Origin of the sequence: Enterobacter sp. 2VL, from assembly GCF_005503595.1 — a bacterium.
In the GTDB taxonomy this organism is placed as follows: Bacteria; Pseudomonadota; Gammaproteobacteria; order Enterobacterales; family Enterobacteriaceae; genus Enterobacter; species Enterobacter cancerogenus.
The window spans coordinates 813,087-825,582 of the sequence record NZ_SCNE01000001.1 but is presented as its reverse complement, the minus strand read 5'-3'; the positions used below and the strand labels follow the sequence as shown (position 1 = coordinate 825,582).

Annotated in this window: 12 protein-coding genes and 1 riboswitch; of the genes, 6 read left to right on the top strand and 6 right to left on the bottom strand. The window is 54.3% G+C overall.

Translation table 11 applies throughout. The features are described 5' to 3' along the window. The first annotated feature begins 12 nt into the window (after positions 1–12). The 5 genes from FFS28_RS03830 (at position 13) to rlmA (ending at position 4,716) form a co-directional block, all read left to right on the top strand. Positions 13–1,002, top strand: a complete 990-nt coding sequence (locus tag FFS28_RS03830; RefSeq protein ID WP_137848815.1) for an MBL fold metallo-hydrolase — start codon at positions 13–15, stop codon at positions 1,000–1,002. Between the two features lie 525 nt (positions 1,003–1,527). Next, on the top strand, positions 1,528–1,644 hold the full coding sequence (locus FFS28_RS03825) for a DUF2627 domain-containing protein (RefSeq protein ID WP_042320041.1): 117 nt from the start codon (positions 1,528–1,530) through the stop codon (positions 1,642–1,644). A gap of 39 nt (positions 1,645–1,683) precedes the next feature. Further along, the gene (gene cspE / locus FFS28_RS03820) at positions 1,684–1,893 is read left to right on the top strand and encodes a transcription antiterminator/RNA stability regulator CspE (RefSeq protein WP_001062678.1); all 210 of its coding nucleotides are present in this window, start codon (positions 1,684–1,686) and stop codon (positions 1,891–1,893) included. 236 nt (positions 1,894–2,129) lie between these two features. After that, positions 2,130–3,830, top strand: a complete 1,701-nt coding sequence (gene ftsI2 / locus FFS28_RS03815) for a peptidoglycan DD-transpeptidase FtsI2/PBP3(PARA) (protein WP_474210460.1) — start codon at positions 2,130–2,132, stop codon at positions 3,828–3,830. A gap of 70 nt (positions 3,831–3,900) precedes the next feature. Then, positions 3,901–4,716 carry a 23S rRNA (guanine(745)-N(1))-methyltransferase gene (rlmA, locus tag FFS28_RS03810; protein ID WP_137848813.1) on the top strand — a complete coding sequence of 272 codons (816 nt, stop codon included), beginning with the start codon at positions 3,901–3,903 and terminating at the stop codon, positions 4,714–4,716. Here the strand turns inward: rlmA and mntP are convergent. The 5 genes from mntP to manX all read right to left on the bottom strand — a co-directional run bounded on the left by mntP (position 4,713) and on the right by manX (position 8,861). Further along, complete coding sequence (gene mntP, locus FFS28_RS03805; RefSeq protein ID WP_137848812.1) at positions 4,713–5,279, bottom strand: manganese efflux pump MntP; 567 nt, start codon at positions 5,277–5,279, stop codon at positions 4,713–4,715. The genes rlmA and mntP overlap by 4 nt on opposite strands. A 10-nt stretch (positions 5,280–5,289) precedes the next feature. Beyond that, positions 5,290–5,479: riboswitch (yybP-ykoY riboswitch) on the bottom strand. Positions 5,480–5,676: 197 nt separating this feature from the next. Further along, entirely contained in the window at positions 5,677–6,135 is a 459-nt protein-coding gene (locus FFS28_RS03800) for a DUF986 family protein (protein WP_006175981.1), read from the bottom strand. A 52-nt stretch (positions 6,136–6,187) separates the two neighbouring features. After that, positions 6,188–7,039, bottom strand: a complete 852-nt coding sequence (locus FFS28_RS03795) for a PTS mannose transporter subunit IID (RefSeq protein ID WP_006175979.1) — start codon at positions 7,037–7,039, stop codon at positions 6,188–6,190. 12 nt (positions 7,040–7,051) lie between these two features. Next, positions 7,052–7,852 (bottom strand): PTS mannose transporter subunit IIC, encoded by an 801-nt coding sequence (manY, locus tag FFS28_RS03790; RefSeq protein ID WP_006175977.1) that lies wholly within the window; start codon positions 7,850–7,852, stop codon positions 7,052–7,054. A gap of 46 nt (positions 7,853–7,898) precedes the next feature. Continuing rightward, positions 7,899–8,861: a PTS mannose transporter subunit IIAB gene (gene manX / locus FFS28_RS03785; RefSeq protein ID WP_006175975.1), complete on the bottom strand. Its 963-nt coding sequence runs from the start codon at positions 8,859–8,861 to the stop codon at positions 7,899–7,901. Positions 8,862–9,322: 461 nt separating this feature from the next. On the opposite strand from manX, the gene yoaE reads away from it, so the two are divergent. Next, on the top strand, positions 9,323–10,882 hold the full coding sequence (gene yoaE / locus FFS28_RS03780) for a CNNM family cation transport protein YoaE (protein ID WP_006175974.1): 1,560 nt from the start codon (positions 9,323–9,325) through the stop codon (positions 10,880–10,882). Positions 10,883–10,888: 6 nt separating this feature from the next. Here yoaE and pdeD read toward each other — a convergent pair whose 3' ends face one another. Then, positions 10,889–12,487: a cyclic di-3',5'-guanosine monophosphate phosphodiesterase PdeD gene (pdeD, locus tag FFS28_RS03775; protein WP_137848811.1), complete on the bottom strand. Its 1,599-nt coding sequence runs from the start codon at positions 12,485–12,487 to the stop codon at positions 10,889–10,891. Positions 12,488–12,496 lie beyond the last annotated feature (9 nt).

The following is a 12,496-nucleotide window of genomic DNA, read 5'->3' as shown; positions in this document are numbered from 1 at the left end:
CGGGAGGTGGCCGTGATCTGGAAAAATCCCTGGTATGACCCCTCCCTGAAACACCACACGCCGAATGGTTTTCGCAATACCCATGCCGCAGGACACCAGCCCGGCGATGTCGATCGCTGGCAGAAAGAGCGTAAAGCCGCTGGCCTGCCGAAACCCCCGTCTTCAGGATACGACGCCTTTATCCAGACCTGGTGGCAGCCTGTTGAACTCAACGCGCGCCCGGAGGATGGTGCATGGTGGCTTGGGCATGCCAGCGTGTTATTACGCATGGACGGCAAGTATCTCCTGACCGACCCGGTTTTTTCCCATCGCGCATCTCCCGTGCCCTTTCTTGGACCACAGCGAAAAACTCCGCCCGCTATCACCGTCGAAAGCCTTCCTCCACTGGATGCGTTGCTGATTTCCCATAATCATTATGATCATCTTGATGCCGCAACGGTGCGAAAGCTTTTGCGGCGCTTTCCGGGCCTGACCGTATTTGTCCCTCTGGGCCTGGGGAACTGGTTCCGCAGGCGGGGGGCAAAAAATGTGGTTGAACTCGACTGGTGGCAGAACGTCAACTGGCAGGGTATAAACCTGACCGCCGTACCGGCGCAGCACTGGAGCATGCGCACGCCGTGGAATCGCAATCGTTCATTATGGTGCGGCTGGGTTGTCGAGGGGCGGCAGCACCGGTTTTGGTTTAGCGGGGATTCCGGATATTCGCCGGAACTGCTGTTAATCCCTGAGCGGCTTGGTGCAATTGATTTTGCCGCACTGCCGATTGGCGCATATGCACCGGAATGGTTCATGGCGGTGCACCATATGGACCCCCATTCTGCTGTGGCGCTTTGGCAGGGCCTCGGGTGTCCGACTGCTTTTCCCATTCATTGGGGCGTGTTCGAACTGGCCGATGAATCCCTTGATGAACCCGTACAGGCGTTAAGAAGGGCGCTTGATAATGTAGCACCCGTTAATACTTCATTCAGGATACTGAAAATTGGCGAATATTTATCCGTATAAAGCGTGTGCCGGTTCGTTATCTATTTTCGTCATGGGCCGCCGCCCGGAAAGGTTTTAATTTTATCGAAACGTTTTGCTTGCCTTCTTATGATGCAGCGTCATAAATATTTCATTATTTTAGTGCAACGTATTTTTATTAAGCGGTGGTTTTTAATACAGTTTGCCAAAGGCAATTAAAACTGTTTTTGAAATGTTACTTTTCAGGCACCTTGCAATCATTTCGGCATAACTTTTCACAATAAGTTCTAACTCAATCATTGTAATCAAGAAAAACAGGCTGAAGTCTGGACGTATCGAAACGCGTGAACTATGTTAAAAAAGTCTTAGATTACAGCGGTTGTGAACACAACGGCGCGGTAGTATAGGCTGGCAATATTGTCCATAGCCAGAAGCATATTTTTGCAGAATGGCCAGGGACGGAGCCAGAATTTGTGCGGCGGATCGAGACGCGTTTAAAAATGGCTTGCCATATTAAACGTTGTATGTGATAACACGGTTTGGGTCAAACGAGGTACAGTTCTGTTTATGTGTGGCATTTTCAGTATAGAAGTCCTGAGTAAACACGTTGTCGTTGAATACCGCTTCTCTGCCGAACCTTATATTAGTGCCTCATGCAGTAATGTCTCAGTTTTATCTAGGTAATGCCCGCGGGCAAAGAAAACACTCTAAGGAATTTTGCAAATGGCAAAGATTAAAGGTCAAGTTAAGTGGTTCAACGAGTCTAAAGGTTTTGGTTTCATTACTCCTGCTGACGGCAGCAAAGACGTGTTCGTACACTTCTCTGCAATCCAGGGTAATGGTTTCAAAACTCTGGCTGAAGGCCAGAACGTTGAGTTCGAAATTCAGGACGGCCAGAAAGGCCCAGCTGCAGTTAACGTAACTGCTATCTGATCGAACCACTGCTGACAGAAGTGCTATCGCGCTTCACCATCAGACATAAAGCCTCGCACCGTGCGGGGCTTTTTTACGCCGTTTCTTTCAGAATATGACTGACGGCGACCTTGTTCGCAACTTGTTGCAAAGCTTCGACATTATTAGCATTGTTTTTTTCCCTTATGACAAAGTTTTCCCGTTAAATCAGGGCGTTGATTCATTGTCCTGGGGTTCAGGTGAAAAAGAAAACCATAATGACCACCGGAAACTTCACGCCGGTGCGTTTTGCTCTGCTGTGTCTCGCCATTCTGGGTAGTCTCGTTTTTCTGCTGGGCCGCGTGGCCTGGCTGCAAATTATCAAACCCGATAATCTGGTTAAGCAGGAAGATATGCGCTCCCTGCGACAGCTCGCGATCGACGCGCCGCGTGGCATGATTGTCGATCGCGAAGGACGGCCCCTTGCCGTGAGCGTGCCTGTCAGAGCCGTGTGGGCCGATCCGAAAACGGTGCTGGCAAAAGGTGGTGTGGGGTTCGATGAGCGCTGGCAGGCACTGGCGAAAGCGCTGCATCTGTCTCTCGGGACGCTTGCCTCCCGAATTAACAGCAATCCTCATGGGCGGTTTATCTATCTCGCCCGCCAGGTGGACCCGTCTCAGGCGCAGTGGATCGATAAGCTCAATTTACCGGGTATTAACCTGCGTGATGAGTCGCGGCGTTTTTATCCCGCCGGGCACGTCGCGGCGAATCTTATCGGTTTTACCAATATTGATGGTCAGGGTATTGAAGGCGTAGAAAAAAGCTTCAATACGCAACTGACGGGCAAGCCCGGTGTCCGGCAGGTGCGGGAAGACCGCTACGGCCATGTTATCGAAAACCTCACGGAAGTCGCTCCGGTGCCCGCGCATAACATCCAGCTGAGTATCGATGAGCGTTTGCAAACCATCACTGAAGACGCGCTGGACAACGCCGTCGCCTGGAACAAAGCCGAATCGGGCGCGTCGGTGCTGATTAATATCCAGACCGGCGAAATCCTGGCGATGGCGAATTTCCCGGACTTCAACCCCAACAACCGCGAGGGGGCGACGCTGAATGATTTCCGCAATCGCGCCATCAGCGACACCTTTGAACCCGGCTCGACCGTCAAGCCGCTGGTGCTCATGACCGCCCTCCAGCAGGGGCTGGTTCAGCCGGACAGCGTGATCGACACCCATCCCTACACGCTGGACGGCCACCGTATCCGCGACGTGGGTTATTACCCGGAGCTGACCATGACAGGGATCCTGCAAAAGTCCAGCGATACAGGCGTATCCCGCCTGTCGTTGGCGATGCCCATTCAGCGGTTGCTTGATACCTACAAAAACTTTGGCTTTGGCACCAGCACCGGCCTTGGCTTAACCGGCGAGAGTTCCGGCCTTCTGCCAAATCGCAAGTACTGGAGCCAGCTCGATCGCGCGACGTTTGCCTTTGGCTATGGACTGATGGTCACGCCGCTGCAGCTGGCCCATGTTTACGCCACTATCGGAAGTTACGGACTTGAACGCCCGCTGTCGATCACCCGCATCGATCCGCCCGTTATTGGCAAACGGGTGATGCCGGAAGAGATTGCCCATGAAGTCGAGCATATGATGGAGAGCGTTGCGCTTCCGGGCGGAGGCGGCGTGAAGGCGGCGGTACGCGACTACCGCGTGGCGGTGAAAACCGGCACGGCGAAGAAAATTGATGAAAGCGGAAAATATGTCGATAAATACGTTGCCTACACCGCAGGCGTCGCCCCCGCCAGCAATCCGCGTTTTGCGCTGGTCGTTGTGATTAACGATCCTCAAAATGGCGCTTATTACGGCGGGGCGGTTTCAGCCCCGGTGTTCAGCGAAATCATGGGCAATGTCCTGCGCCTCGAAAACGTCAAACCGGATGGCCTGGCGGCAGATTCTGACCATCTGATCGTCATGCGTTAACCCAGCCGTTTTCTATAAGGGCGAATAGCGGTACACTTTCGCCCTTTAATGAATGCCCCCCGGAGTCACCATGTCTTTCAGCTGTCCCCTTTGCCACGCACCGCTGACACGCTCAGCGAAAAGTTTTGCCTGTCCGCAGGGACACCAATTTGATATGGCAAAAGAAGGGTATGTGAATCTTCTTCCGGTGCAGCACAAACGCTCCCGCGATCCGGGTGATAGCGCGGAGATGATGCATGCCCGCCGTGCATTCCTTGATGCCGGACACTATCAGCCGCTGCGCGATACCGTTTCACAGCTGCTGGCAGCAAACCTGATGCAGGGCGCAACGGCCGTGCTGGATATTGGCTGCGGGGAAGGGTATTACACGACGGCGTTTGCGGACGTTGCTAAGGCAAAAGGGGCAGAAACCTGGGGGCTGGATGTCTCAAAGGTGGCGATTCGGGCCGCGGCGAAGCGCTATACGGCCGTGACGTTTTGCGTAGCATCAAGCCATCGCCTGCCGTTTGAAAATGCGAGTATGGATGCCGTGGTGCGCATCTACGCGCCCTGTAAGGCGGAGGAGCTGGCGCGCGTAGTGAAACCGGGGGGATGGGTGATAACCGTCACGCCTGGCCCGCGTCATCTCATGGAATTAAAGGGACTCATCTATGACGACGTGCGCCTGCATGCGCCGCACTCGGAGCAGCTGGGTGGCTTTACGCTCAAAGACGAGCATGCGGTAGCGTATGAGATGAACCTGAACGGGGAAGAGGCTGTGGCGTTACTGCAGATGACGCCGTTTGCATGGCGGGCAAAGCCGGATGTGTGGGAAAAATTAGCGCAACAGACAACCTTTTGCTGCCAGACGGATTTCAGTATCCACTGCTGGCAGCGCGAAGATTAACCCGCGAAGTGTGCCCAGAGGATTTGGGCACCAATGCCGATCAACACGATCCCGCCCAAAATTTCGGCTCGCTTGCCCAACAGCGGGCCAATAAACCGACCAACCATCATGCCCAGGGTAGACATAATGAGCGTCGCACAGCCGATAGCCAGCGCGGTGGCAATGATATTCACCTGCAGGAAGGCCAGACCCACCCCGACCGCCATTGCATCAAGGCTGGTGGCAATCGCGGTGGTGACTAACAGCCAAAAACCGTGGCGGTGCTGAGGCTCTGCGTCGTCGTCGCTGTTTCCGCGCACGCCTTCGATCACCATGCGTCCACCCAGAAAGACCAGCAGGACAAAGGCAATCCAGTGGCTCCACTCCAGCACGAACTGGCTGGCAAGCATACCCAGCCCCCAGCCTATTAGCGGCGTGAGCGCTTCGATAGCACCAAAAATCAGACCCGTGCGCAGTGCTTCAGAGAATTTAGGTTTGTGGAGCGTGGCACCTTTGCTGATGGAAACCGCAAATGCGTCCATAGACATGCCGAAAGCGAGAAGGATTGTGGCGGAGATATTCATGACAGCATCCAGACCGGGGATATCCATATGACACATCACTGCCCCCAGTAAACAGCAGTTGATGTATCTATGGTCTCGCCTGACCGTGACGCACGTAAACCGTGCTACAAACGATCCGTACGCGCCACGTTTTTCAACGAGTATGTTGACACGTACATTTTCTGAAAACAGAAAATTAGCTACTCCCCAACGACGGGCGCAACCTTAACATAATTTGAGAATATAAAACAACAACGGCGCGCTATTAATTTATTAACTTGTTGATAACGATTTTCATTTAGGTTTATTAGTGAATTTATCGTTAATAAATATAAGGGAAATAACGCGATGAATATAGCTTTGGCTATATTTAGGTCCTGAAATAAAAACAGGATATAGCCATGGCTATATAGTTAACTCACTGAGTTTTAAGGAGTAATTGATATATTCTTTCCAGGTCGTCAATATTCTTCACGCGAATAAGCAGGCGGCGCTGTTCTAATTGCATCACCAGTACGCCGTCTTCGGATAAATTCATCTCTTTAATACGGTTATATTCTATCCATACATTGGCGAAGAAAAAACCACTGCGTTTGAAGATGATTTTTGGCGTACGGATCCAGAAAAGATAAATGGCCATCAATGCCAGCGCACATAATAACCATGTGGTTAATAATGCACCGTGGCTCATGACGTTGTTGTAAATAAGAATAACGATAAGGCCCGCGAAGATAAACGCATCAACGCGTCCACGGCGCAGAAGGGGCAGGGCAAGCAGCGTCTCGCCGTGACGGCGAGGCATGATGAATTCGTCATAGATAGCGTAAGCCAGAAGGGCAACAATAAACAAAACCAGTACGATGTCCGTGACAGTCATTCATCCTCCAGATAAAAAAACCGGGGGCAAGCCCCCGGCTTATAACACGTTCTTACAGACCCAGCAGGCCGACCGCGTAGCCCGCGATACCGATGACGAAGAAGCCAACGATGATCCACAGCGGGTTAACTTTTTTGCGCAGCAGCCACATACAGGCGAAGGTCAACAGCAGCGGTACCAGGCCCGGCATCAGCTGGTCCAGAATAGTCTGCACGGTGGTCACGCGAGTCTGTCCATCCTGGCCGGTGATGGTTGAGACCACCAGCGGGATGTTCACGTGCGTCCACTTGTTAACCAATGCCCCCATGACAAACAGGCCGAGAATAGACGCCCCCTCGGTCAGTTTCTGCAGGAAGCCGCCGCCCATGTCCTTCACGATATCCACGCCCTTGCGGTAGCCGTAAGCCACACCGTAGTAACGGGTCAGCAGACGGACGGCATTGAACAGGATGAAGAACAGCAGAGGGCCGAGCAGGCTACCGCTCATCGCGATCCCGGCACCCAGCGCCGCAAAGACCGGACGCACGGTTCCCCAGAAGATAGGGTCACCCACGCCTGCCAGCGGCCCCATCAGACCAACTTTGATACCGTTGATGGCACCATCGTCAATCTCTGCACCGTTTGCACGCTGCTCTTCCATCGCCAGCGTCACGCCCAGTACCGGGGCGGCGACGTAAGGATGGGTGTTGAAGAATTCCAGGTGACGCTTTATCGCCTGACGGCGCGCTTCGTTGTTTTCAGGGTAGAGGCGTTTGATCGCCGGTACCATGGAGAAGCAGAAGCCCAGCGCCTGCATACGTTCGAAGTTCCATGAACCCTGAAACAGGTTAGAACGGATGAACACGCCACGAATATCACCCGGAGTCAGTTTCTTCTCAGGGGTAGTTTTTGTCATATCAACCATGTCGCTCACCTGCTAGTCCAGTTCGTTATCGAGATCGTTATTACCAGCGGCCTGCACCGGCGCACCCGCAACGCGGTTATATTTCGGGCTCAGCTGGATATAGAGAATCGCCATGACGGCACCAATCACACCCAGTGCAACCAGGTTGAAGTTGGTGAAGGCCGCAGTCACGAAGCCGAGGTAGAAGAACGGCATCAGGTAGCCCGCACGCATCATGTTGATAACCATCGCATAACCGACCACAACGATCATGCCGCCTGCGATGTTCAGACCACCGGTGACCACTTCTGGAATGGCGTTCAGCATGCTCTGCACTTCGCTGGTACCGACGGAGATAGCAACGATAACCGCCGGGATCGCGATACGCATCGCCTGCAGGAACAGGGACGAAACGTGGATCCAGGAGAGCGCCGTCAGGTTGCCATTATCCGCCGCCTTATCCGCCGCGTGCTGGAAGGCCACGGTGATAGTACGAACGATGATGGTCAGCACCTGGCCTGCTGCTGCCAGTGGGATCGCCAGGGCAATACCCGCACCGATGCTCTGATGACCGGCAATAACCAGAACGGTTGAGATGATAGAGGCCAGCGCGGCATCAGGCGCAACGGCGGCACCGATGTTCATCCAGCCGAGGGCGATCATCTCCAGGGTACCCCCGATGATGATACCGGTTTTCATATCACCGAGAACGGCACCAATCAGCGTACAGGCCACCAGTGGGCGGTGGAACTGAAATTCATCAAGTACGGATTCCATACCCGCAATACATGCGACGACGAACACCAGCACAATCTGAAGAGTGGTAATCTCCATTGTACTTCTCCTATTACATAAGCTTTATGTGAAAAACCGGCGCGGGTTATTTCCCGACTTTGCCGATCAAATCCATCATCTTCAGTTTCTGGTCAGTGGAAACTTTACGGGCTTCCAGCTCAATACCGCGCGCATTCAGTTTGTTGAACGCCTCGATATCTTTCTCATCGACTGAAATCGCGTTGTTGACCTGCGTTTTGCCCTGGCGGAAAGCCATGCCACCGATGTTAACGGAGGTAATTTTCACGCCGCCTTCAACAATGCGCTCGACGTCTGTCGGGTTAGTAAACAGAAGCATCACGCGTTCGCCCGCGTATTTCGGGTTGTTATAAACACGGATCATTTTGGCAACATCCACCACGTGGGCGGTGACGCCCGGCGGAGCTACCTGGGTGAGAAGGGTTTTACGAACGGTGTCCGCGGCCACTTCGTCGCTGACAACGATAATGCGCTTAACGTTGGTCTCTTTGGTCCAGCGCGTCGCGACCTGGCCGTGGATTAAGCGGTCATCGATACGCGCAAGGCCGATGACCATGTAATCGTTAGCCCCCATCGGTTTCACCGGTGCGGCGGCTTTAGGGGCCGCGGCAACAGGCGCGGGTTTTTCAACCGGCTGCGCTTTCAGTGCTTTCACACCTTCGCGGCCGGTTTCAACCGCCAGCGCGACCAGTTCGTCAAAATCAGGGTTGTCGTCGCGCGCCATGAAGGTTTCCACCAGCATCGGGATATTTACCCCGGCGACAACTTCATAATGCTCTTTATCGACGACAATGCGGCTGGCAGCATTAAACGGGCTGCCGCCCCATGTATCAACGAGAAACAGCACGCCTTTGCTGGTATCCAGCTTCTCAAGCTGAGCAGTATATTTCTCGATCAGCGTTTCGGCGTTTTCACCGGGAACGAAATCGATCCAGCCTACGTTTTCCTGCTCACCCAACAGCATTTCTGCCGTTTTGAGTAGCTGCTCTGCAGCCCAACCATGTGTGCCTATGACAATAGCAATGGTCACTTGCTACCTCCTTTTATTATCATTGATACGCCCACTGTGAGGCGTACTGAGAATCGTCTTACGTGTACCGAATCGATTCAGATAAGGGTTAGAGTAAAATTAACTAAGACTTCCGCGATTTATTTTAGACAGTGAAAAAATAATTTATGTGATGAAGATCCGTAATTTAGCTTTCGAAAAAGAGAAATTACGCGTCGAAAATTTAGTCGTAACAGGTTTTTGCAAAAGAAAGTAAATCTTTGCCAAAATCTTATTGTCTCTGATATGTTTAGCCTCCGTTTAATCGTTCAGGAGTATAGGGCAGCAGCCCACTATATGGACCGTCACCGACGTCAGTCATCCTCCAGGCCACATTGCGCCTGTTTCACCGGCGATCCTCGCCACGCACCGACTCTGTCTGCCTTTGATTTGCCCACCTTGAGTGGGGCACCGTTTCGTCATTCCTTTAGCAGGAGCTTGTCATGGAATTCTTAATGGACCCGTCAATCTGGGTAGGATTACTCACGCTTGTCGTGCTCGAAATCGTTCTCGGTATTGATAACCTGGTGTTTATCGCCATCCTTGCCGACAAGCTGCCGCCTAAGCAGCGCGATAAGGCACGTCTGATTGGCCTCTCGCTGGCGCTGATCATGCGTCTGGGCCTGCTGTCCGTGATCTCGTGGATGGTCACGCTGACCAAACCGCTGTTCTCGGTGATGGACTACACCTTCTCCGGGCGTGATTTGATTATGCTCATCGGGGGTATCTTCCTGCTCTTCAAAGCGACTACCGAGCTTCACGAGCGGCTGGAGAATCGCCAGCACGACGATGGCCACGGGAAGGGCTATGCCAGCTTCTGGGTCGTGGTGTTGCAGATTGTGGTGCTGGATGCGGTCTTCTCCCTGGATGCGGTGATCACGGCGGTCGGTATGGTGAACCACCTGCCGGTGATGATGGCGGCGGTTGTTATTGCTATGGCGGTCATGCTGCTGGCGTCTAAACCGCTGACGCGTTTCGTCAACCAGCATCCGACGGTGGTGGTTCTGTGTCTGAGCTTCCTGCTGATGATTGGTCTCAGCCTGGTGGCAGAAGGTTTTGGCTTCCATATTCCGAAAGGCTACCTGTACGCCGCGATTGGTTTCTCGATCATTATCGAGCTGTTTAACCAGATTGCGCGCCGGAACTTTATTAAGCAGCAGTCGAACCTGCCGCTGCGCGCCCGCACCGCCGACGCCATTCTGCGTCTGATGGGCGGTCGTCGCCAGGTGAACGTGCAGTCTGACAGCGAAAACCGTAACCCGGTGCCGGTCCCGGAAGGGGCGTTTGTTGAAGAAGAGCGCTACATGATCAACGGCGTGCTCTCGCTGGCTTCCCGCTCTTTGCGCGGTATTATGACGCCGCGCGGTGAAATCAGCTGGGTGGATGCCAACCTGAGCGTCGACGAAATTCGCCAGCAACTGCTCTCTTCGCCGCACAGTCTATTCCCGGTGTGCCGTGGTGAACTGGATGAAATTATCGGCGTTGTGCGAGCAAAAGAGATGCTGGTGGCGCTGGAAGATGGGGTTAACGTTGAAGCGGTGGCTGCCGCCTCCCCGGCGATCGTGGTGCCGGAAACGCTGGATCCGATCAACCTGCTGGGCGTACTGCGTCGCGCACGCGGCAGCTTTGTCATCGTCACCAACGAGTTTGGTGTGGTGCAGGGGCTGGTCACGCCGCTGGACGTGCTGGAAGCGATTGCCGGTGAATTCCCGGATGCGGATGAAACGCCGGAGATTGTGAACGACGGCGAAGGCTGGCTGGTCAAAGGGACCACCGATCTGCATACGCTCTCGCACATGCTGGGCGTTGAAAACGTGGTCAACGACGAGGAAGATTCTGCAACGGTTGCCGGGCTGGTGATTGCCGTTAACGGGCAAATCCCGCGCGTCGGTGACGTTATCGAGCTGCCGCCGCTGCATATCACCATTGTCGAAGCCAACGACTATCGTGTGGATATGGTGCGTATTGTTAAAGAGCAGTCCGCGCATGACGAAGAAGAGTAAGGCTGTTTAACGCATCGGCATCAGGGGCACAATGTGCCCGTTATGCTGCGCTGGCGGGGGGCTACTCCCCGCCAGCCACGTCGGAAACTCCTGCAGCGGCATTGGCCGCGCATAAAGATACCCCTGCAAAATGTGCACCCCGTGACGGCGCAGATACCGCGACTGTTCTTCTGTCTCAACCCCTTCCGCAACCAGTTCAATGTTCAGCCTCTGGCCCAGCGCGATAATAATATCCGTCACCGCCGAATTTACGGCGTCAGTGCCGATGGCGGTGGTGAACGACTTATCAATTTTCAGCACGTCCGGGTGAAGTTTTTCCAGCCATGACAGCGAGCTACTGCCGGTACCAAAATCATCAATCGCCAGCTTAATACCCTTGCGGTGGAGCTCGCGCACGATGCGGTAATCAACATCCAGCAGAGCGTCGCGCTCCGTTAGCTCGATCACCAACTGCTGAATGGGGTGCGAATGGAACCACAAGCGGTTGAGATCCTGTAGCAGGATGCCCCGGCGGAAATGGCTGGCAGCCACGTTAATGCCGATGTGAAAACCGGGCGTCGCCGGGAAATAACTGAGCTGGCGCACGGTTTCAAAAATGACGTAGCGGGTGAGGGGGGCAATCAGGTTGTGCTCCTCGGCCAGGGGAATAAACACGTCGGGCGAAATCCAGCCCTGACGCGGGTTATTCCAGCGCAGCAGGATCTCAACGCCCACGCACTCCTGCGTTCTGGCATTGACCAGCGGCTGGCAGAACAGCTCAAATTCACGCGCCGCCAGCCCCATATTGATCTCCCAGGTAAAGCTCATCCGGCGGGCGGTGGCAAGCCAGGCGATGTACCCCACCAGCAGGCTCAACATCAACGCCAGCGGGAGTTGGGTGGGGAGGTTTTTCAACGCCATGACACCGGGGCCGGGGCCGCTCACGGTGATGCTGAAAGGGTAGCGAGCTGAATCCTGCGTCAGCAGCATGTCGCTATCATCAAAGGTCAGCGAATCGGTCACCTGTTGGCCGTAACGCAATGACTGGTCGCCTACGGTCAGCACCACGTCAGTGATCAACGGGCGCTGGGGCTCCAGAAGCATTCGGGTGAGCAGTTCAATATTGACGACTTCCATCAGCCCGTTTTCGCCGTTTTCAGAAACCGGGTACCACTGGATCAGGATCGGGCTGCCGAGCAGCAGCCAGCGGTCGGTGGATAAAATCAGCCTGGGTTCGCTGGCCGGCAGCATCGGCTGAACCTCGCGCACGGGGAGGTTTCGGCTGCCAAAAATACTGGAGCAATAGACCACCCCGTCCTGAACAAGGGCGATGGAGCGAACGGTCTGAAGCATCGCAGCCTGCTTGCGCAGCACCAGATGGGCCTGCGGACAGGGTTCGCCCACCAGGGATTGCAGCACCTCACGGTGATTGTCCAGGGCTATCAGGATGTTATCGAGAGAGACGACGGTATGGCGGGTAAAGTCCAGGATGCGTTCCTGATTGACGTTCCGCTGAGAAATAAACCGGATGCCCAGCGTCAGGATGAGCGTAAGGAGCGCAACCGTTACACAGACGATAACGCGTTTTCGGCGATAGTCTTTAATGATCGTCTGTGCAGTTTGCATGAACGGTCG

What these genes read in the sequence shown, in the direction of transcription:
- cspE (WP_001062678.1), top strand. Translation starts at nt 1,684, where the DNA reads ATGGCAAAGATTAAAGGTCAAGTTAAGTGGTTCAACGAGTCTAAAGGT.
- rlmA (WP_137848813.1), top strand. Translation starts at nt 3,901, where the DNA reads ATGTCTTTCAGCTGTCCCCTTTGCCACGCACCGCTGACACGCTCAGCG.
- manY (WP_006175977.1), bottom strand. Translation starts at nt 7,852, where the DNA reads ATGGAGATTACCACTCTTCAGATTGTGCTGGTGTTCGTCGTCGCATGT.
- FFS28_RS03825 (WP_042320041.1), top strand. Translation starts at nt 1,528, where the DNA reads ATGTGTGGCATTTTCAGTATAGAAGTCCTGAGTAAACACGTTGTCGTT.
- ftsI2 (WP_474210460.1), top strand. Translation starts at nt 2,130, where the DNA reads ATGACCACCGGAAACTTCACGCCGGTGCGTTTTGCTCTGCTGTGTCTC.
- mntP (WP_137848812.1), bottom strand. Translation starts at nt 5,279, where the DNA reads ATGAATATCTCCGCCACAATCCTTCTCGCTTTCGGCATGTCTATGGAC.
- pdeD (WP_137848811.1), bottom strand. Translation starts at nt 12,487, where the DNA reads ATGCAAACTGCACAGACGATCATTAAAGACTATCGCCGAAAACGCGTT.
- yoaE (WP_006175974.1), top strand. Translation starts at nt 9,323, where the DNA reads ATGGAATTCTTAATGGACCCGTCAATCTGGGTAGGATTACTCACGCTT.
- FFS28_RS03795 (WP_006175979.1), bottom strand. Translation starts at nt 7,039, where the DNA reads ATGGTTGATATGACAAAAACTACCCCTGAGAAGAAACTGACTCCGGGT.
- FFS28_RS03800 (WP_006175981.1), bottom strand. Translation starts at nt 6,135, where the DNA reads ATGACTGTCACGGACATCGTACTGGTTTTGTTTATTGTTGCCCTTCTG.